The following is a 20,372-nucleotide window of genomic DNA, read 5'->3' as shown; positions in this document are numbered from 1 at the left end:
CCAAACTGGCATTCTTCTTTTTATAAAAACTGGCCATTTGTATAAGGCCAATTTCAGTTTATAGTCATTATAAACTTTGAAAATGGGTTTAGAAATATATATTGGAGTGATTGGAATGAAGAAAGCCGCAAACGGCTGGATTAACGGATTTATCGGCGTGCTCATTTTCAGCGGCTCGCTTCCTGCGACCCGCTTGGCTGTAGCGGACTTTGACCCGGTTTTTCTCACCGTATGCCGCGCCGCGATAGCCGGTATATTGGCAGGCGCTCTGCTCCTCATTTTTCAGGAGAAACGCCCTGCTAAAAGCGACATCATTTCACTAATAACAGTAGCGCTCGGCGTCGTGATCGGTTTCCCGCTGCTTACAGCCTTAGCGCTTCAGCATGTCACATCCGCTCATGCCATTGTCTACATCGGGCTTCTCCCGCTTGCGACGGCGATCTTCGGCGTACTGCGAGGAGGCGAACGGCCCAGGCCGGTCTTTTGGATTTTCTCGGCTGCCGGCAGCATCCTCGTAGCCGGATATGCTCTGCTGCAAGGAGGAGAATCCTCTCCGCTCGGTGATACGTACATGATCGCTTCGATTATCGTGTGCGGTCTCGGTTATGCTGAAGGCGCCCGCCTCTCCCGGCGGCTTGGCAACTGGCAGGTGATCTCTTGGGCACTCGTTTTATCGCTTCCCCTTATGTTCATCCTGTCTTTCTGCTTCATGCCGGACTCATGGTCAAACATCGGCGCGCCCGCACTGCTCAGTCTTGCATATGTCTCAATATTCAGCATGCTGATCGGCTTCGTATTCTGGTATCGCGGACTCGCCCAGGGAGGCATCGCCGCGGTCGGACAGCTGCAGCTTCTGCAGCCTTTCTTCGGACTGTTACTGGCCGCCATGATTCTCCATGAAAAAGCAGGATGGGAACTTGCGGCGGTGAATGCCGGCGTTATCGCTTGCGTGGCGGCCGCCCGGCGGTTCGCAAATCAATCAGAAAAGGCCGAACAATGAACTTGTTCGGCCTTTTCATTATATTCCGCCCATAGGGAGCAGAAGTCTGTATCTCTTTCACATGATCCGGGTATTTTTCAGGCAGGCTGAACTCCCTTAAACGCACTCATCACCAGATCATGCACATAGGAATCATTCACCTCATCACCTGTGATCAACAGACGATAGAAAATCGGTCCGTAAATGAGATCGATGCTTACGTCAATATCAAGATTCTCTCTTAATTCACCTTTTTGAATTCCCTTTTCCAGAAGGCCTTTCGCTTGGAGGCGGCGGGGCTGGAAAAATCGCGTGCGATATTCTTCCGCCAATTTTGCATCCAGCTGCCCCGCACCGATTAATTCCTTAATAACGGTTCCTTCCCGGCTCGTCAAAAACCTTGCTAAATTCGTGGCGTGGGTCAATATATCTTGCACTGTTGATCCTGTATCGGGCACAGGCAGTCTGTCCGTAGCGGTCGAAAGAAAGCTGTCCATGATAACGGCAGCCTTGTTTGACCACCATTTATAAATCGTTGCCTTACTTACTTTGGCACGCTCAGCAATTTTATCGACTGTCACCGCGTCAAAGCCATTTTCCAACAATAGATCATAGGCTGCAGAAAGAATCGCCTTATGTGTTCCTTCATCGCGCGGCCGTCCTCGTTTACTCTGCACATGAATCATTCCTTCCCGAATTATAAACGATACGTTCAGTATACTTAACCTGTATAAAAAAAGAAAACAGAAACCCATTTACAAAACTGAACGTTTAGTATATTATTTGTTTATAATAAAACTAAACGTTTAGTTTACAAAGTAACCTGAGGGAAGTCATGATGAAATGCAGACTCCTAAAGCCTCTGCGTAAAGGAGATGAATCAGCAAATCATTTATCAAGCATCATAAAAACCACTTAAAAAGGAGTTCATTCATATGGCTAAAGAAAACAAACAGACAGCAGATCAGGGAATTTCAGCTGGTTTAACCCTTCTACTCGCAACTGCATGCGGAATCATTGTCGCTAATCTTTATTATGCACAGCCCTTGGCAGGAATCATTAGTGCGGCAATCGGGCTTTCTCCAAGCAGCGCCGGACTGATTGTCACACTGACTCAAATCGGATACGTTGCCGGCTTACTGTTTCTCGTCCCTTTGGGAGACATTATCGAAAACAAAAAACTTGTCGTTGTATCGCTCCTTCTAAGCGCAGCCGCTTTGACACTGACAGCATTTGCGAAGCATGGAACACTGTTTTTAGCCGCTGCGTTTTTCATCGGACTGGGATCCATCGCAGCCCAAGTGCTAGTTCCGTTCGCATCATACCTTGCACCGGACGCCGCACGCGGCCGGGTTGTCGGCAATGTCATGAGCGGCCTGCTGCTCGGTATTATGCTTTCCCGTCCGATATCCAGTCTGGTCGCTGATATATGGGGGTGGAATGCCATATTTGCTTTATCCGCCGCGTTAAGTGTTGTCCTGGCAATCGTCTTATCAAAAGTGCTTCCTGTCAGAAAACCAACAGCAAACACAAGCTATACCGTCTTACTCGGCTCAATGTGGAAGCTGCTGCGCACGACTCCGGTCTTACGCCGCCGTGCCATTTATCATGCGTTTGTATTTGGCGCTTTCAGCCTGTTCTGGACGACTGTACCTTTATTATTGTCCGGTCCTGCTTTTCATTTTTCTCAAAAGGCAATCGCGCTGTACGCATTAGCGGGCATTGCAGGTGCAGCGGCTGCACCGATAGGCGGCCGTCTGGCTGATCGCGGCCTGACCCGGCTTGCCACCGGAATCGCTCTCGGTGCTGTCATCGTTTCTTTATTACTCCCGCTCATGATTCAAAGCAGCTCCCACGTCGGCATAGCAGTTCTGGTGGCCGCAGCTATCCTGTTGGATATGGGTGTATCTGCCAATCTGGTACTCAGTCAGCGTGCTATTTTTTCGTTGGCACCTGAATTTCGCAGCCGATTAAACGGATTATTTATGGCCATCTTCTTTCTGGGCGGCGCTGTAGGATCATCAATCGGAGGATGGGCATACGCCTCAGGCGGGTGGAGTATCACATTATGGATTGGAATCGCTTTTCCGGTCATCGCATTGCTTTATTTCACCACGGAGAAATAAGCCATTCACCAAAAATAAGCCGTCAGAACCAAGCTGACAGCTTTTTTTGATGTATTCTTCTTTACATCCATCCGAACAAAAAATCCGGATTCATAAAAAGATGATATTGATTCTTTACGCCCCGCTCACATAGCAGAAACGGTAAAACCATGTCATAATATGTTAAGAAATAATTGCGCCATAGGCAGGTGAAACACATGAAGAAGTATTTATATAAACACCTTTTGTTAGCTCTCGTTTCGTCCGTTTGCTTTTTATTGGTCTTTTATGTGGGTTTAAAATTGACACAGGAAGACACACCGCCGTTGTCTTCTTACCCGTTTTACCTTTTTATTTATCTTTACATCGCAGCCGGATATTTGACGGTCGGCCTTGTTTTAGCTTGTATGACTGATATCTTGAAGAACCGCTGGACATTCAATAAACCGTCTACCATTCTATTGAAACTTATCGTTTACTTACTCATACCGTATGCTATTTTTCATTCTTTCTTCATTTTAATGGCGCCATTGATTTATGTGCTGTTTGAGTCGTTATTCATCCTGAGAAAAGCTTCATAACCTGCGCATGCTGCCGGTATGTTTTTAACATGCTTGTCAGTTGTTCGCAGTGATCCGTTTGATGTTTTCTTCCATCAAGCCGGAAATGAGCTGTTCATTTGTATGAGGAATCTGTTTGAGCTGTTGTACGACCAGCCCTTGTCTTGCAGCTGAATGATTTTGACTCAGCTTTGCTTTCCCCTCTATTTTGCTGATTTTGATTTTAAAGCCTTTTACCCCTTTGTTCATGCCTGCCAGCAATTTCGCATCGACATCCTCTAATTTGTACGGGCTGTCGGGGCTTTCGTATTTCAATACGAGATCACTCATCGACTGCACGGTTTCTTCCTCATCCAAAAGCTCCGCCTCTCCGTAAACATGAACCGCCACATAATTCCAAGTGGGTACAGCCTGATTCGTCTCATACCATTTAGGTGAGATATAACAATGAGGCCCTTGAAAAACGGCTAACACGTTTTGGCCATCAATCTCTTTCCATTGGGGGTTCGGCAATGCAAAATGACCGTATAAGCATTCGTTATTCTTACTCATCATCAATGGCAGGTGGGTTGCATACGGCATGCCTTCCGCCGTTGAAAACAATGCTGCGAAACCATACTCTTTGATGACATTGCACGCTTCAGCTTCACTCAGCTGAAATGGAGCGGGAATATACATACAAAACTCTCCTCTCGAACATGGATTGATAAAGCGCTTTCCGTTATAATAAGATATCAACTGACATTTAAAAAGGTACAGTTAGGAATAAATACACATGTCAGAGGAGAACATCTGATGAAAAATATGATTTTCGCTTTCGAAAGCGACACCCCGAAATACAAACAAATTTACGAACAATTTAAAACATTGATTGAGCAGGGAAATATTCAGGCAGATGAGCGGCTGCCTTCGATTCGGGAGCTGGCAGATTCCCTGCGGGTAAGCCGTAATACAACGCTGATGGCTTATGATCTTCTTTTAGCGGAGGGATACATTCGCGGAGAAACACGCAAAGGTTATTTTGTAAATGAAGTAGAACCTTCTTTATTTCAAAAAGAAAACGATGTTGTCCACGCTGAAAAAACCGAATCAACTCAGCCGGTCCTGATTGACTTTCGCGCCGGAGCCGTCGATCAAAAGCATTTTCCTCTGAAAACATGGAGAAAATTATACAATCAAGTTTTGACATCAGAGAAAAGCTTCCTGTACGGTGAACCGTTCGGCGAGAGAGACCTGCGTGAACAAATTGCCGCTTATCTCTTGGAATCCCGCGGAGTGAAAACAGATGCGGATTCCATTATCATCGGCAGCAGCACGCAGCAGATGCTGATATATCTCAGCCGGATTCTGAAAGAAGATTTTTCGGGAATGATCGTTGAAGACCCCGGATTTGACGGTGCCAGAGCGGCTTTTCAATTTCACGGGCTTTCTCTGGAAACGATGCCTGTCTATGAAAACGGAGCTGATTTTTCTCAATTACATGCAATGAAAGAAAAATTAATCTATGTGACCCCATCCCATCACAGCCCTTACGGCGTAAGCATGTCCATTCAGCAGCGCCAAACGCTGATCAATTGGGTGAATCATAGAGAGGGTTATATTCTTGAGGATGATTATGACAGTGAATTCCGTTATACACAGCAGCCGTTTCCCGCTCTTGCTTCCATTCAATCAGACCGGGTGATTTATTTAGGGAATTTCTCAAAATCCTTTCTTCCGGGCATCCGCATAAGCTATATGGTTTTGCCGCAGCGCCTTTTGCGCCGGTATAAAGAACGGTTTATTCATTTCGAAAGCACCGCTTCTTCGCTTAACCAGCTGACCATGGCTGAATTGATGAAGGCCGGTGAATGGACCCGCCATATTAAGCGCATGCGCATTGTTTACAGGCGAAAAATGCAGCACTTGATTTCACATGTAAAGCAGCAGTTCGGCGATCATGTGACGATCATCGGCGAGCAGTCGGGATTGTATATATTGGTGAGAGTTCACCTGAACTATACAGAAGAAACATTAATCGAACGCGCTTTTCAGTACGGAGTGAAGGTATATCCTACCGCCGTTTATTTCGTTGCCGAAAAACCCGAACCGCCGATCATAAAGCTAGGTTTCGCTCATCTCGATACTGATCAGATCACACAGGGCGTACAGCTTTTGAGAAATGCTTGGCTGTCATGAAAGAAAAAAGGCGCCGAACGGCGCCTTTTTTTATTTCGTATTTCTTGTGAATTTCGGCAGTCCAAATATGATGGCGGCGATGCCACAGATTCCGATTAAAACGGGATAGAAAGAGTATGGCAGGATGCTGACTGGTGAAATATTCCCGAATTTTCCGGCTGATAACAGCTGCGCGCCGTAAGGAATCAATCCTTGTATCATACACGAAAAGATATCCAGAATACTTGCCGATTTTCTGTTGTCGATGTTGAATTTATCAGCGATATTCTTTGCAATCGGCCCGGCTGCGATAATGGAGATCGTATTATTGGCCGCAGCCAGATTCGTCACGCTGACCAGTCCGGCAATGCCGGCTTCGGCGCCTTTTTTCGAACGGATTCGTTTCGTGATGAACTCCAGTAAAAAGTCGATCCCGCCGTTTTGTTTCATCACGCCGACCATCCCGCCGATCAGCATGGACAGGATGATCAGATCGCTCATTCCGGCAATTCCATCCGTAATCGCCTTAAAATAAGAGTCAAGCGTCAGGCTGCCGCCCGCTAATCCGATGATTCCCGTCAAAACCAATCCGCCGAATATGACAGCCATCACATTAATACCGATTAACGCAAAAACCAACACGGCGACATAAGGAAGCACCTTAATCCAGTTGTAAGATTCAGCACCCGTATGGCCGGCGTGGCCTGCCGGAATAAAAAATAAGATAATAACAGTCACAATGGCAGCAGGCAAAACAATCAGAAAGTTCGTTTTGAATTTATCCATCATTTGTGTTTTTTGCGTCCGGACTGACGCGATGGTCGTATCAGAAATAAAAGAAAGATTATCTCCGAACATAGCTCCGCCGACCACAGCCGCCATCGTAATCGCGCCGGAGATGCCAAGCTCTCCGCTCAAACCCGCGCTGATCGGCGCAACCGCCGCAATCGTGCCCATTGATGTTCCCATCGATATAGAAATAAAACAAGCAATGATAAACAGCCCCGGCAGCAAAAACTGCTGCGGAATAACGCTCAAAGCAAGATTGACAGTTGAATGCACCGCCCCCATCGCTTCAGCCGCTGAAGCAAAGGCACCTGCCAATATAAAAATCAAAACCATAATGATAATATCAGGATGTCCCGCACCGGAAGCGAACCATTCTATTTTTTGATTGAGCGATTTCTTCCGGTTAAATAACAGCGCAAAAGCTGACGCAATGATCGCGGCAATCAAGATCGGCAATTTATAAAAATCTCCGGTCACCAGACCAGAGCCGACAAAAAGCCCTACGAATAAGACTAAAGGCAATAACGCCCAAGGGTTCTTTTTATTGTTCATCTGGGTAAACCACCTCTTTTCAGCATTAAAGTCGCTAATCACAGTCTAAGCAACATTTCACACTTTAAAAGTCTGCAGTAAAAAAGTCAAGCTGAAAAAAGGATAAGTAATGATTGATAAGATAGAAAAGGCTGTTTTGTTTCCACTCTTTAGAAAATAAAAAAACCAAGGCTCGTTTCCCTTGGTACATTTCATGCGGCCCCGCGTCCGGGACACCTTCTCTTCATTCAGAAATACATTCAGCTTTCAATCTGTTTTTAAGTTTCGCTTCATTTTCAAGGATATCTTCGTAATCCTCAATCTTCCTGTTTAATCGTTTTATGGTTTCATCAATTTCCCTCTGTTTCTCCGTCAGCCTTTTCCTTTCATTTATCAGGATGTTTTTTCGGGGTTCGATCGTATGATCGGCTCCTTCAATAAATAAAGCGGTATATTCAATCAGCGCCTCAATCGACAGCCCGGCACTTCTCATGCATTTTATAAATTGAATCCAATTCACATCATCTTCGTCATAATTGCGGATGCCGCTTTCATCGCGTTTTACCGGAGGAATCAGTCCTATACTTTCATAATACCTAAGCGTTGCGGCTGATAACTCAACCTGCTTTGCAGCCTGCGCAATCTTCATATTTTTACCACCCGTCCTTCATACCTTTCATAAGCGTGCCATTATAGAATATCATTTCATAAAAAAATAAACCAAACTCCTTGACTTAAAGTCCGCTTTAACATTTAAAGTAAAATCGAACAGAGGATTCATCACTTTATCTTGGAAAGGAAGATAACCATGTGCAATAATCATCCGACTCGTGTATTAAGCGCTCCGCATGCAAAAGCTAAATTTGAGCGGACAACGATTGAGAGAAGAGCATTACGGCCGCACGATATCCTGATTGATATTAAGTACAGCGGGATTTGTCACTCAGACATCCACAGTGCATTCGATGAATGGGGCGGCGGAATCTTTCCGATGGTTCCCGGACACGAAATTGCCGGAGTTGTGGAAGCCGTGGGTGAAGAAGTCACCACATTTGCCGTCGGCGACCGTGTGGGTGTCGGCTGTTTTGTAGACTCCTGCGGGGAATGTGAATACTGCCTGAACGGAGACGAACAATATTGCACAAAAGGCGTTGTTCAGACTTATAATAACCTGGACTACGACGGAAACCCTACGTATGGCGGCTACAGCCAGAAAATAGTTGTCACTGACAGATTCGTTGTCCGGATTCCGGATCAGCTGGATTTGGATGCTGCCAGCCCGCTATTGTGCGCGGGCATTACCACCTATTCTCCGCTGAAACACTGGAATGCCGGCCCCGGCAAAAAAGTGGCAATTGTCGGAATGGGCGGGCTCGGACATTTAGCCGTTCAATTTGCGCACGCTTTAGGCGCAGAGGTCACCGTCCTCAGCCGCTCAATGAACAAAAAAGACGAAGCGCTTGAATTTGGAGCCGATCATTACTTTGCAACAAGCGATCCGGATACATTTACTGAGCTGGCCGGACGATTTGATCTTATTTTAAATACAGTATCCGCGAACCTTGACGTAGATGCCTACTTATCCCTGATTCGCATTGACGGTACATTGGTAAATGTGGGAGCGCCCGCTAAGCCGGACTCATACAGTGTGTTCTCCTTAATCACGGGCCGCCGCAGCATTGCGGGTTCACTCGTCGGCGGTATTCCGCAGACTCAGGAGATGCTTGATTTCGCCGCCGAGCACGGCATTGCTCCTAAAATTGAGGTGATACCGGCCAATCAAGTTGACGAAGCGTACGAACGGGTTCTCCAAAGCGATGTCCGCTACCGTTTCGTCATTGATATTTCAACTTTATAATCGACATAAAAAACATACCAATATTTGTTGGTATGTTTTTTTCAGTTCAAATTATTTTTTATTTCAGCAGCCATCCGGGCACCGCTTTTATGTAAACCAATTCGCCTATCAATTCAACGATCGTCTGTGTGACGATAACAGCGGCGGCTAATGAGGCCCAAGCATCCGGCAGAGCCAGCGCCAACGGAAGGACTGCGAGAGAATTTCTTGTGCCCGTGCTGAAGATCAATGCTCTTCCTTCACCTGTATCCAGACGGAACGCATATGCAATAAACCGGGAGACAAACGGCATAATGAGCAGGAATAACAGATAGATCGGAATCACACGTATAATGATGCCAGCATCACTGATGACCTTTCCGATTTGTGTGGCGACGACCGCCAGTAAGAGCAGAGCCATAAAAGGAACAGGCAGCCACGCCGTCCACTCTAACATCTTTTCTCCCGCCGGCTTCTTATCAGCCCATAATTGAGTCATCACCGCCGCCAGCAGCGGCACTGCTATTAACAATAAGAATGCTTCCAGAAACGGTCCCGCATGAACAGCCCCTATCACTTCTTTCCCGATAAACAGCCACAGGTATAACGGAAGCAATACCATCTGAACGGCGAACAAAACCGGCGTGGAAGCCAGTATTAATCTCTCATTTCCTTTGCCGAGCTGAGTAAAGACGATGACGTAATCAATACAAGGTGTAAGCAATACCAAACAAACCCCTAATAATATAGGAGGAGATTGAGGAAAAATGGCGGTTAACACCCATACAACGACAGGTACAGCTAAGAAATTACCGATCAATAAAGCCGCCATAAATTTGAGGTTTGACATGGCTTCCTTCAGCTTCAAGAATGGGATTTGGGCAAACATGGCATACATGAGAACAGCGATAAGCGGTGATATCGTCCATCCCCAGCGAAGTCCTGAATCTTTTCCGGCGATCCCCGCTATTCCGCCGATTACAAGAGTCACACCATATATCCAAATTTGCTGTTTTTCTAATGTCTCTCTGGTTATTTTCATTGGCTGACACCTCTTCCCCGCCCATTATACCTTCTTTTCTGCCGCTCTTGCATTATGGTTCTGCCGGAATTAAAAAACACCAAGGGTCTGTGACACTTGGTGTTTTTGGAACGCGGCCGAGAAAAACGGGATGAAAACCGTTAATCCTTGTAAATAACTCCCAAAAAAATATTTTTGACATACTGTTCCTTATCGAATAAAAGCATTCTCTTTCATTTCCAAAGCATCATCCAGCCATCTCGGGTGCATCGGCAAGAGATGTTCAGGTAATTCATGGATATCAAAATATCTGATTTCCATAGCTTCCTCTGTGGACTTTTTCAAAGTGCCGCCGATGACGTCACATTGAAAACAATTGGTAATAAAATGGCTGACTCTGCCGTCAGGGTATATAAAGGTTTGTGAACTCGGATCAGAATAAACGCCTATCATTTTAGAGACTTTCACCACTAATCCAGTTTCCTCTTCTATTTCTCTTATAATTGCTTGTTCAACTGTTTCACCAGGTTCCACATGTCCTGAAGGAATGCCCCATAAACCATTATCAGCACGCTTCATTAATAAAACGGAACTTGATTCTTTAATTATAATTCCAGCGACTCCGGCTTTCACTTGTTCTGTCCATTGGAAATCCGGTTTTTTCCGTACTTCTGCCTTTATTTCATTATCGAACAAGTCTTTCAGATCGCGGATCACAACATCCGGATTTCTAAAATCATGTTTTGCAGGAAATAAAGTATTTTGTTCAGAAACTAATACGGAAGTGATGCCTATTTGGTTTGCTCCGACAATATCTGTTTCAGGCGTATCCCCAATCATAACGCATCTCTCTTTATCTTCAAAAGACTCGAGTACTTTTTCAAATATTGAAGACGCCGGTTTTCCAATTATAATCGGCTCTTTAGCAGCTGCTGTTTTAACAGCCGCGACTATAGCGCCTGTCGCGGGAGCTGGTCCGTTAGCGGCAGGAAATGTTTTATCCCCGTTTGCAGCGATAAATGAAGCCCCGCAGCGGATGAGGTTTACTGCCTTATGCACATCCTGAAATGTAATATTTTGATCCCATCCAATGACAACAGCCTCCGCCTGATCTTCCGTAAGATCAATACCGGCCTTTTGAATTTCACTTTTAAGTTGGTCATTTCCCAATATATATGCCTTCTTTATTCCTTCACTGACAAGGTAATCAGCTGTTGCCCACCCCGCAGTAAACACTTCATCAATACTTGCTGAAATCCCCAGTTTATGAAGGCGTTTCACAATCGTTTCTCTTGTAACACAAGGATCATTCGTTAAAAAGCGAATGGCTTTCTTTTCTTCACGGAGTCGTTTTAAAGAGGCCACAGCTCCTGGTAAAGCTTTATCTCCTATATATATCACTCCGTCTAAATCAAATAAAAATACATCATAATTCTCGGAGATCATCATAACACTCCTTAAGCGGTTGTCTCTTGGTTAATAGTTGAGCGATACGCAAAATGATTTGTAGGGCCTTGTCCTTTCCCGATTCCTAAGGGATGTTTAATGGCTGCTGAAATGAATTCCTTTCCAGTTGCCACTGATTCCGGTATGCTGTGCTGCTTTGCCAGCTCTGCAGTTATCACAGCTGAAAACGTACAGCCTGTTCCATGAGTATGCTTTGTGTCAAAGCGGGGAGAAACAAATTCCCCGAAGTCCTCGTCAAAGTACAAAATATCACGGGCTTCTCCGTTCAGGTGCCCCCCTTTTACGACAGCACTTTTTGCCCCGTATACCTCCACTATTTCTTTCGCCGCATCACGCATCTGCTGTACAGTCTCGATTGATTTGCCGATGATTACTTCCGCTTCCGGAATGTTCGGTGTAATAACAGTTGTTTGGGGTATTAATAATTTCTTCAAATGATCAATGGCGTCCTTATGGAGCAGATGATGTCCGCTTTTAGCAATCATAACCGGATCCATCACATACGATTGAATATTTGCCTCTTTTAACTTTTCTGCCAGCAATTCAATAATTCCTATACTTGCAAGCATACCGGTTTTGACAGCATCCGGTTTTATATCATCCATGACACAGTCTATTTGCTGAGATATATTCTGAAGAGACATCTCCTCAAAACTTTTCACACCAAGTGTGTTTTGTGCAACAACTGATGTAATAACTGCCATTCCATATACCTTTTGTTCCTGAAATGTTTTTAAATCTGCGTGAATTCCCGCCCCTCCGGAAGGATCAGTCCCAGCAATCGAAAGGGCTTTATAAATATCCGTCAACTTACACTCCTCCTTCAGGCAGGTTTCACTGCTTTAAAAATGACAAAAGGCGGATATTCCTTTTCACATTTCCAATTATTAAATTGAAACTCTTTCTCTATGGCTTTTACATGCTCTTGGTCAATATCGTTTAACGTTGGTTCTGATAAAGTTACATTTTCAAAACCTGCAAGAGTTAATAGTTTATAATACATTGACTTCGGCCAATGAAAATCATTTAAAATTAAATCTGCTTGTCCGGGAACATGGAGCCATTCATTTCTTTCTTCTCCGTAAGAATATTCTTTCCCCGATATTCCATTGCGGAAGGTTGAAAATTCAATTCCGGTTGAATCAGGATTCGTATCGAGTATGACAAATGAAGCTCCTGGTTTTAACACACGAAAAATTTCATCTATGATACCTTTGATACGCTGGTCACTATCCGTATTAATAAAAACATAACAGGCCATTGCAGCATCAACTGAGTGATCTGGTAAGAAGGAAAGATTATCGTGTTCAATTAAATGATAGTCCACATGAGGATGTTGTCTTTTTGCCTTTGCTATATCTAACATCTTCCTTGATTCATCGACTGCGATCACATTGCAGCCTATTCTGTCAGCCAGCCTATAAGCTACCTTTCCTGGACCGCATCCGAAATCGAGCACCTTTTTAATCTCCGCTTTATCAAAAGTACGAAAAACAAACTCAAAACCTAACGTTTGTTCTAAAACGTCGTTATAAGCATCGAATTTACCAGCAACACTGTCTTCTTTCCATGAAGTTTTCATTGAATTTCCTCCTTTTGCTCAGTTGAGAAATAATGAAGCCACTTATTCCTGACGAAAAATTGATATATAGGAAGTAAACTTTGAAATAGAGAATGATCCATATCACGTTTATATGCAATATGCTGGTATATACTGAAAAGGAAAAGAATCTGTTTCCAGTAATCAGGTAAATCAAGCATTTCAATATCGTTTTTTGTCATAGAAATTTGATCTTTCCTAAGTAATTCTTCGTACTTTAAGACTATTTCAATGGACGGCCAGTTATTTCCCTCAGGCATTTTCGGGAATTCAAATTCCGGAATATCATGGTGATTTTCAGCTTCTTCAAGCACCGTTTTCGCCCATTCATGATCTGAATCATAAATATGGATTGATCCCGCATTATGAAAATATTCTCCGACTTCTACACGCAGTTCTCTGGCCATTAATTCCTGCATGAAGGTAAATGAGAAAAGATCACTGATCATCCCGCGAAAAGCATCATTTGCACGCATGACAGAAGACATGTATAATTCGCCTTCCCTCACAAAAAACTGCAAACCGATTGTGCAGGAAACATCTATATTTTCTAAAACGAAGAGTTCCGAAGCATCGAATATTTGAATAAATGCCCTTTTTGAATCAATATCTTCTTGTGTCAAAAGATTTTTTATTCTATTCCATTGATTTAGTTTTGCATTTCCGAATTCGAATATTTTAGGCCCGTACGCAGTGCCTGTTAATGTTTTTTTATTCATTGAGTATGAAGGCATTTTTTTATTGTAATAACTGATAAAATCTAAGTCGTTACTCCCCGATAAATACCATAGCACTTCAGCAAAATTAAACACGATATTGGTTTTTCTTGAGGATAAATAAGTGACACGTTCTATTGGATTTTCCAGAGTCAGATGGTAGTTCAATTGTTCTCTGCTTTTTTGTCCGCGCGGTGAATTAAAAAATTCAGGGTTGTGATAGATGTCATACAGCGTTTCCGTATATGCTTCATGAAAAGTTCTCTTTCTCATTGAGATTCCGCCTTATATGCTGCAAAGATATTTTTAATGTTCTCTAATAAATCATCTGTATCTTTATAGCTGATGTACTCAACATCCGCCACTGCATGTAACCCTTGAATTAAGAAAGCATAATCCTTGTCCTTTTCTAGAAATAGCACGATCTTTTTTTTCAAGGCGGAAGCCCATCCAATCTCTATATGTGTTCCAGGAGAAGCGGGTGATCCGGGAAATGCTGCAAAAAGGTCGCAAGTACTTATTTCATCAAAATCAATTTTAGTGCATTGAAGGGGTGTCATGAAATCTTTCCCCCACCCTTCCCGCTTGTGAGCATTATGAACCAGCCATCCTTCATTCTCAAAAAAGGAAATTAATGATTCCAGCTTTCCCCTCTCATACGTACTCATCAATCCAGTTTTCTCATCTACTAAACTTTTAAAAGGCCCTGCCAGAAAAACTTTTTTAGTCGCCACTTCATATCACCCTTTCAAAATAAATAAAGCCACTTTCCTCTATGGAAAGTGGCTTAAATATAGATAAGATAAAGAATCTCTCTAATTTTTCACTTCCCTACGCTGGTATTAACCAAATCAGGTTCAAAGGGTCAGGACGTATTGTCTCTTCTCAGCTATTAAAGCTCCCCTAGTGACTTTTTATAAATATTTACTTTAATTCTATGCTATTCCATATAAATAGTCAAACAATGACTTTCCCTTCAATATTGCAGCTTACCCACTAGTTTTAAAACCTTCCGGCCTCTTTTTTCCTGCCAACGAATAAGGTGACCACAACACTGGCTAAACTGACCAAAGTCCCCAGTACGGCAGCAAGAATTGTCAAAAAGCCATTGGGGATCAGAAATCCAATCGGAATGAGCCCCGCAAACGTGAGGACGATAAAACATTGATAGACTCCGGATATGATTCTCACAACCAAACTGCCAAAAAAGGACATGACGAATGGAGGAATGAACAAACATAAGATGATTCCGAGTGAGATCAATAAAATCATAGGCTCGTCAAAAGAAATGACACGATCGCCGGGAGACTCTTCAGCAGCCGCGAATACAGCAAATATAGACATTATCAGCGTAAGAAAAACAAGAAAAAGCCTTTTCAGCAACGTTATGACTCCTTTTTATAAAAACGGGTATCCTTTTTTTTAAGACGATAACCATTTTATGTTATCAAATGAAATAATATGAAGTCAATTGATGAATGAATAACGTAATAAACGGCTTGCTGCTGTGTCGGTCTTATATCAGGAGGAAAAACAATCCGTACAGAATCAATATTGGTTTTCTCGATGTGTTTCATCAGTTTGACGGCATCACTGGTTCTTACGGCTGAAACCCCGAATATCAGTTCAACATCTTCAAATTTTTCGCTGATTAACATACTCAATGATCTGAAGGCGCTCATCTATGCTGAGTGGATGCTGTTCACCAGTCGTGCCGCATATGAGTAACGAATGGATACCGCTGTTTTTCAAGTGTTCGACAATAAGATCAAATCCTGCTGAATATAAACGTTCATCTTCATGAAAAGGCGTAGGGATAGCAATAAAATTTGCATGAGAATGACCTCCAAGTACTATTCTTGAATATCTGCAGAGTATCATATAACACTGTCTGACATTTAAAAAAGTACAGTTTCAGATAACTCAACATGTCAGATGTAAAGGCTGACACACAAAAAAGGAAAGAGAGCCTGCTTCATCGCTTCATCCTATAGCGATTCATTCTCTGGATTGCTTGACAAATAAGAGTAATAAGGCAAACTAAATATAAAAATTGTACTAATGAGGTGGGATTTATGATTTTAGATTTAAAAGGTGAACCGCACATGGATCATCTTGTGGGAATGCTGTATTCTGCCGTTAATGAAAATTACAGCCGCTTAATATCCATTGTGTCAGACATGTCACAGCAGGAGGTCGATTATAAAGGACCAAATCAAACATACAATAGTACAGCTCAGCTAATAAGACACTTAGCATATGTTGATCTCAACTGGATATTCAGAATAAAGGGTGAACCGATACCAAAGCAGCTTGAAGAGAAGTATGGACCAATGTTAGATCAGAACAATAAGATCCCTTTCATTTCCGGTGTTTCATTAAAACAAATTCTCACTGATTATGAAAAAGTATTCAGCATGTTTAAGTCTGTTTGTTATCAGTTAACTGACGATCAACTGAATCACACAGTAGATTATGAAGCTGAAAAACAAGCAACCATTCAATGGGGAATATGGCATATGGCAGACCATAATAGATATCATCAAGCTCATATTAATCAGCTTCGCAAATGGTTTGAAGAGAAACAGAAACTTGGCTGTTAAAGCCGATTATAGGAGGAGCAAGGATAAATTTATTACAAATTCATGTTCACTGACTGCCAATCAATTAAAATGGTCAGACAAAAAATCGCTATTACATTTGCAACGTATCTTAATCCGGCCGGCGCAGTTGTTTTCAGCATAATAAAAAAAAGACCGCTTTCCCCTCTTCTTCAACGTAACTGACATCATCATCTTCATTTTTCTTAACATAAGGTTCAGCAAATCGTTCCTCGGTATATTCCACACATTGTTTTCAAATGCAGGTGCAATTCTCCCTGAAACAGCAAATGGTTGTTTGGTTTATTGAATTCTTTCATATTAAATGGAGTCATTTTAATGATCATATCAGTCTCCTTCCAAACGAGATTGCATTTACCCATTATTTGTTATTCTGCAACTGAATCATTATCTTTTATATCAGGAATTCTTACAAAAAAGTAAGGTGAGTGTAAGGTATCCGCATTTATTCGATATGCAGTGTTCACTAGAATAAGAAATATAAAAGGAGTGATGAAGAATGAAAAATATGAGCATTTTCATTATTATATTAGGCTGCCTATCGGTTTTCATATTAGGAGGCTGCGCTGATCAAGGCGCCGTGCTGGAAAGCGATTATTACGTACAAATTCACGGAAAAGCGGAAAAAAACAAAAATAATAGCAACTACGTTTACAATTTAGAAGGGTATAACGAGAAAGGTAAGAAAAAGATGGTTTCTTTCTTTGTTGAAAAGCCTTATCAAGAAGGTGACATTGTACGCGTTCCGAGGAGCTATGAGGGTTATACCGGAGAACCTGAAGCTATTAAGGCCGAGAAACTGCCTGAAAAGATCAAAGACCGATTCAACATTGAGAAATAACAGCGAGTTGAGCAGATATTTAAGTCTGCTCTCAATTTTTTACGACAGGTTCATTCGAATGCAAAATGCAGGATGGCTCCTTGGGCCACTTCTACATAAAAGATTGTGCAAATTAAGCACACCCTCCCCATTTTCTTTTTTTGGCTGGTTACAACTATCGGAAGTGACATTGACAATTCTTCTATGGTCCCAAGTAATTAATGAACTCTATAGTGGGCGGATACGTATACGGCGGGGTTTGCAGTTTTTTAACTTCTTGTTATTTGAGCTATTTCGACTTTTACTTGAAAGAATTAAATTAGAGAGTCTGAACGAGGAGTGAAGCACGCGCTCCATGTGAATCCATTTAGTTCAAACTGAATATGCGCGGACTAAAATAGTTGCACTGATGGACTTATTCAACACAAAAAAGAGCAGGAAACCCGTAAGTTACTGCTCTCCTCAGTCTATCCACCGTTCATTTGTTTTACAATGTATTCAGCATCATTTCCTACACCTTGAAGCAGCGCCGAACCTCGCCTATGCTGCCAAGGCAAACCAATAAAATACAATCCTTCCGCAGCTGAAACACCCCGGTGATGTATAATTCGGCCTTCCTTATCCAAAACACCTTCTATTTTCATCCAACAAAGCGGATTCTTAAAACCAGTTGCCCAAATGATATTGTTTACTTCTAATGAAGATGAATCTTTAAAAATGATTTCATTTTGCTTTCCGGCTATGACTCTTTGTTTTAAGATGATCTTCTTCTGTCTTATTGCATGTTTTAATTCATACCCAAATATGGGGTCGCCTTTCTTCTGAATGAACTTGCCTAATATGGATGTATGACTTGCATGTAAAACTCCTAATTTATCAAACCACCAAAAGATACTTCTTTTTCCAATCCATAAAGGGAAATAAACCGGTTTATTACTGCAAGCCAAATATGTAACTCTTTCTTTGGATAATTCAACAGCTATCTGAGCCCCGCTATTCCCGCCGCCGACTACCAGTACATTCCCAGGCGCCAGTTGTTTTGAATGTTTATATTGTGAAGAATGTAATTGATGAATATGATCGGCTACATCCCTTGATATTGATGGAATATTAGGGGTATGAAAAGGACCTGCGGCCATCACAAGATTCTTCGTTTGATATTCTTCCCGGTTTGTTTTTATTAAGAAATAGTTGTTTAATTTTTGGACACTTATTACTTCTGTCCGTAATTGGATCGGGATTTCAAATCTTTCAACGTATTTTTTCAGATAAGCAGCAATTTCATTTTTTGAAGGGAGTCCATGCTTGTCTCCTTCAAGCTGCATTCCAGGCAAAGAGCTGTACATTCGAGAAGTAAATAAAACCAATGAGTCATACCGGTTGTTCCAGCTTTCTCCCACTTCATGACTTTTATCCAAAATGATAAACTTTTGTTTCGACTTCTTTAGATAATATCCTACTGAGATTCCTGCCTGACCGGCTCCGATTACTATCGTGTCGTACATATGAATCCCCCCTCCGGTTTTATCTTAATTGTCAGCAGACAAAGTGAGTCCCTATTTCCTCCTTTAATGATGATGATGGTCACGCGGATTCTCAGATTGGGCCTGACAAAGAATCGTATTGTCGTGATTATGCGCTGCTGTTTCCATTTGAATGGTTACATGTGTAATGCCTTTATCAGCAAGTTCATGTTCCATTTTGCGTAAAATACTTTCACTTTCAGAAATGGTCAGTTGATCGTTAACAACTGCGTGGCAGGAAAGAGCATTCAATCCGCTTGTGATAGACCATATGTGCAAATCATGAATGCTTTGAATTCCTTCTGTCTCTTCAATTGTATGAATGATGTCAGTGACATCGATATTTTCCGGAGTTCCTTCCATTAATACGTGAATGGAGTCTTTCGTCACATGATAACCGCTTCTCAGAACAAGAATAGCTACAATGACACTGGCCACTGGATCTGCCCAGCTCCACCCGAAAAAGATGATTAGGATCGCAGCCAGTATGGCACCTACAGATCCGAGCATGTCACTTATCACATGTAAGTAAGCCCCTCTTATGTTCAGGTTATTCTTTGTATCTCCGCCGTTCAGCATAATCCAAGCGGCCAATATATTTACAGCTAACCCGATGATACTAATCGTCAGCATGCCGGTTGTTGCTACCTCCGGCGGATGAGAGAAACGTTTGATTGCTTCATAAATGATGTAAAGGGAAATCAATATTAATGCAACACCGTTTATCACAGCTGCGAGAATCTCAAATCGTTTGTAGCCGAATGTCTTATGATGACTTGCCTTTTTTTCGGCCAATTTAAAAGCAATCAGAGCAACCATTAATGAGATCGAGTCACTCAGCATATGACCTGCATCTGACAAAAGCGCTAAACTATTGGTTAAAAAACCGCCTATCGCTTCTATTATCATATAACCTGTAATCATGATAAAAGAGATCAATAAAACCTTCTTATTGGATCCGCCAGCGTGATTGTGATTGTGACCCATAAAAATCTCCTCCTTATCTCATACACTGCATTTATTATTTCTTTTCTGTTATGAAGCATTCTAACATGGACAAAAAATAACCTTATATGATTATATGATCATATATGAATATATAGGTTCTTTACTGAAATGTCAAAATCTTTTCAATGAAAATGTCCAATACTTTATATTGCTCTTGATCAATAATTGCTATGAAGCCGCGGATTACAGTAATTACTTTAGGCGCAGACAATTTAGAAAAATCGCTTCACTTCTATCGAGATGGCTTGGATCTGCCTACAGAGGGAATAGCCGGTACAGAATTTGAACATGGCGCAGTTGCCTTTTTTGACTTGCAAACAGGACTGAAACTTGCCATTTGGAACCGCAAAGACATCGCACATGAAACAAACGTTACGTTAAATGCGCCAAGCCCTGCAGAATTTACATGAGGACATAATGTCAGCAGTAAAGCTGAAGCCGATAAAGTCATGGAACAGGCAAAACAGGCAGGAGCAACGATAACTGATCCCGCTCATGATACTTTTTGGGGCGGATACTCCGGTCACTTCCAAGACCCCGATGGACACTTATGGGAAATCGTTTGGAATCCGCACTGGGATGCAATTGAATAACCAAATTTAGCAACAATAAAAACACACCTGAAAGTTCTGGTGTGT

The 20,372-nt window shown here is 42.3% G+C and carries 21 protein-coding genes, 2 pseudogenes and 1 riboswitch; of the genes and pseudogenes, 8 read left to right on the top strand and 15 right to left on the bottom strand.

What is annotated here, in order from left to right; genetic code table 11:
• Positions 1-115 precede the first annotated feature (115 nt).
• A complete protein-coding gene (locus tag NYE62_RS02860; RefSeq protein ID WP_015416914.1) occupies positions 116-1,000 on the top strand; it encodes a DMT family transporter in 885 nt (294 codons plus the stop codon).
• A gap of 77 nt (positions 1,001-1,077) precedes the next feature.
• On the opposite strand, the gene NYE62_RS02855 is transcribed toward NYE62_RS02860, so the two are convergent.
• Positions 1,078-1,656 (bottom strand): TetR/AcrR family transcriptional regulator, encoded by a 579-nt coding sequence (locus tag NYE62_RS02855; protein ID WP_021495037.1) that lies wholly within the window; start codon positions 1,654-1,656, stop codon positions 1,078-1,080.
• Between the two features lie 258 nt (positions 1,657-1,914).
• Between NYE62_RS02855 and NYE62_RS02850 the strand changes: the two genes are divergently transcribed.
• Both NYE62_RS02850 and NYE62_RS02845 read left to right on the top strand, forming a co-directional pair.
• Complete coding sequence (locus NYE62_RS02850) at positions 1,915-3,105, top strand: MFS transporter (RefSeq protein WP_040238504.1); 1,191 nt, start codon at positions 1,915-1,917, stop codon at positions 3,103-3,105.
• A 197-nt stretch (positions 3,106-3,302) separates the two neighbouring features.
• Positions 3,303-3,665 carry a hypothetical protein gene (locus tag NYE62_RS02845; protein WP_040238506.1) on the top strand — a complete coding sequence of 121 codons (363 nt, stop codon included), beginning with the start codon at positions 3,303-3,305 and terminating at the stop codon, positions 3,663-3,665.
• A gap of 36 nt (positions 3,666-3,701) precedes the next feature.
• On the opposite strand, the gene NYE62_RS02840 is transcribed toward NYE62_RS02845, so the two are convergent.
• The gene (locus tag NYE62_RS02840) at positions 3,702-4,322 is read right to left on the bottom strand and encodes an FMN-binding negative transcriptional regulator (protein WP_199022387.1); all 621 of its coding nucleotides are present in this window, start codon (positions 4,320-4,322) and stop codon (positions 3,702-3,704) included.
• Between the two features lie 117 nt (positions 4,323-4,439).
• Between NYE62_RS02840 and NYE62_RS02835 the strand changes: the two genes are divergently transcribed.
• Positions 4,440-5,822 carry a PLP-dependent aminotransferase family protein gene (locus NYE62_RS02835; RefSeq protein ID WP_199022386.1) on the top strand — a complete coding sequence of 461 codons (1,383 nt, stop codon included), beginning with the start codon at positions 4,440-4,442 and terminating at the stop codon, positions 5,820-5,822.
• Between the two features lie 30 nt (positions 5,823-5,852).
• Here NYE62_RS02835 and NYE62_RS02830 read toward each other — a convergent pair whose 3' ends face one another.
• Together NYE62_RS02830 and NYE62_RS02825 are read right to left on the bottom strand one after the other, a co-directional pair.
• The gene (locus NYE62_RS02830; RefSeq protein ID WP_199022385.1) at positions 5,853-7,142 is read right to left on the bottom strand and encodes a Na+/H+ antiporter NhaC family protein; all 1,290 of its coding nucleotides are present in this window, start codon (positions 7,140-7,142) and stop codon (positions 5,853-5,855) included.
• A 223-nt stretch (positions 7,143-7,365) separates the two neighbouring features.
• Positions 7,366-7,770, bottom strand: a complete 405-nt coding sequence (locus tag NYE62_RS02825) for a MerR family transcriptional regulator (RefSeq protein WP_251257292.1) — start codon at positions 7,768-7,770, stop codon at positions 7,366-7,368.
• A 159-nt stretch (positions 7,771-7,929) separates the two neighbouring features.
• Between NYE62_RS02825 and NYE62_RS02820 the strand changes: the two genes are divergently transcribed.
• On the top strand, positions 7,930-8,979 hold the full coding sequence (locus tag NYE62_RS02820) for an NAD(P)-dependent alcohol dehydrogenase (protein ID WP_251257293.1): 1,050 nt from the start codon (positions 7,930-7,932) through the stop codon (positions 8,977-8,979).
• Positions 8,980-9,037: 58 nt separating this feature from the next.
• Here NYE62_RS02820 and NYE62_RS02815 read toward each other — a convergent pair whose 3' ends face one another.
• The 8 genes from NYE62_RS02815 to NYE62_RS02780 form a co-directional block, all read right to left on the bottom strand.
• Complete coding sequence (locus tag NYE62_RS02815) at positions 9,038-10,000, bottom strand: arsenic resistance protein (protein WP_342497218.1); 963 nt, start codon at positions 9,998-10,000, stop codon at positions 9,038-9,040.
• Positions 10,001-10,189: 189 nt separating this feature from the next.
• Positions 10,190-11,428 (bottom strand): HAD-IIA family hydrolase, encoded by a 1,239-nt coding sequence (locus NYE62_RS02810; RefSeq protein ID WP_015416907.1) that lies wholly within the window; start codon positions 11,426-11,428, stop codon positions 10,190-10,192.
• Between the two features lie 8 nt (positions 11,429-11,436).
• Complete coding sequence (thiD, locus tag NYE62_RS02805) at positions 11,437-12,255, bottom strand: bifunctional hydroxymethylpyrimidine kinase/phosphomethylpyrimidine kinase (protein ID WP_040238514.1); 819 nt, start codon at positions 12,253-12,255, stop codon at positions 11,437-11,439.
• Between the two features lie 14 nt (positions 12,256-12,269).
• Positions 12,270-13,028 (bottom strand): methyltransferase domain-containing protein, encoded by a 759-nt coding sequence (locus NYE62_RS02800; RefSeq protein WP_342497217.1) that lies wholly within the window; start codon positions 13,026-13,028, stop codon positions 12,270-12,272.
• Positions 13,025-14,035 carry a thymidylate synthase gene (locus NYE62_RS02795; RefSeq protein WP_342497216.1) on the bottom strand — a complete coding sequence of 337 codons (1,011 nt, stop codon included), beginning with the start codon at positions 14,033-14,035 and terminating at the stop codon, positions 13,025-13,027. Before NYE62_RS02795 ends, NYE62_RS02800 begins: the two co-directional genes overlap by 4 nt.
• The gene (locus NYE62_RS02790; protein ID WP_012116917.1) at positions 14,032-14,496 is read right to left on the bottom strand and encodes a hypothetical protein; all 465 of its coding nucleotides are present in this window, start codon (positions 14,494-14,496) and stop codon (positions 14,032-14,034) included. The genes NYE62_RS02795 and NYE62_RS02790 overlap by 4 nt, the downstream gene beginning before the upstream one ends.
• A gap of 77 nt (positions 14,497-14,573) precedes the next feature.
• Positions 14,574-14,677: riboswitch (TPP riboswitch) on the bottom strand.
• Positions 14,678-14,764: 87 nt separating this feature from the next.
• Complete coding sequence (locus NYE62_RS02785; RefSeq protein ID WP_040238516.1) at positions 14,765-15,145, bottom strand: hypothetical protein; 381 nt, start codon at positions 15,143-15,145, stop codon at positions 14,765-14,767.
• A gap of 252 nt (positions 15,146-15,397) precedes the next feature.
• On the bottom strand, positions 15,398-15,643 hold the full coding sequence (locus tag NYE62_RS02780; RefSeq protein ID WP_233162020.1) for a dihydrodipicolinate synthase family protein: 246 nt from the start codon (positions 15,641-15,643) through the stop codon (positions 15,398-15,400).
• A gap of 194 nt (positions 15,644-15,837) precedes the next feature.
• Between NYE62_RS02780 and NYE62_RS02775 the strand changes: the two genes are divergently transcribed.
• Entirely contained in the window at positions 15,838-16,365 is a 528-nt protein-coding gene (locus NYE62_RS02775; protein ID WP_233162018.1) for a DinB family protein, read from the top strand.
• A 102-nt stretch (positions 16,366-16,467) separates the two neighbouring features.
• Here NYE62_RS02775 and NYE62_RS02770 read toward each other — a convergent pair.
• A pseudogene (locus tag NYE62_RS02770) lies at positions 16,468-16,709 on the bottom strand (GNAT family N-acetyltransferase); the annotation flags it as partial.
• A gap of 173 nt (positions 16,710-16,882) precedes the next feature.
• On the opposite strand from NYE62_RS02770, the gene NYE62_RS02765 reads away from it, so the two are divergent.
• Positions 16,883-17,224 (top strand): YxeA family protein, encoded by a 342-nt coding sequence (locus NYE62_RS02765; RefSeq protein ID WP_061861892.1) that lies wholly within the window; start codon positions 16,883-16,885, stop codon positions 17,222-17,224.
• Positions 17,225-17,670: 446 nt separating this feature from the next.
• On the opposite strand, the gene NYE62_RS02760 is transcribed toward NYE62_RS02765, so the two are convergent.
• Both NYE62_RS02760 and NYE62_RS02755 read right to left on the bottom strand, forming a co-directional pair.
• Complete coding sequence (locus NYE62_RS02760; protein WP_342497215.1) at positions 17,671-18,708, bottom strand: NAD(P)/FAD-dependent oxidoreductase; 1,038 nt, start codon at positions 18,706-18,708, stop codon at positions 17,671-17,673.
• Between the two features lie 63 nt (positions 18,709-18,771).
• Positions 18,772-19,713 carry a cation diffusion facilitator family transporter gene (locus NYE62_RS02755; RefSeq protein ID WP_122503742.1) on the bottom strand — a complete coding sequence of 314 codons (942 nt, stop codon included), beginning with the start codon at positions 19,711-19,713 and terminating at the stop codon, positions 18,772-18,774.
• Between the two features lie 191 nt (positions 19,714-19,904).
• Between NYE62_RS02755 and NYE62_RS02750 the strand changes: the two are divergent.
• Positions 19,905-20,327: pseudogene (locus tag NYE62_RS02750) on the top strand (VOC family protein).
• The last annotated feature ends 45 nt before the right edge of the window (positions 20,328-20,372 follow it).

Origin of the sequence: Bacillus sp. FSL K6-2861 (assembly GCF_038630725.1) — a bacterium.
Lineage (GTDB): Bacteria > Bacillota > Bacilli > Bacillales > Bacillaceae > Bacillus > Bacillus velezensis.
This window is presented reverse-complemented; position numbering and strand designations above follow the sequence as displayed.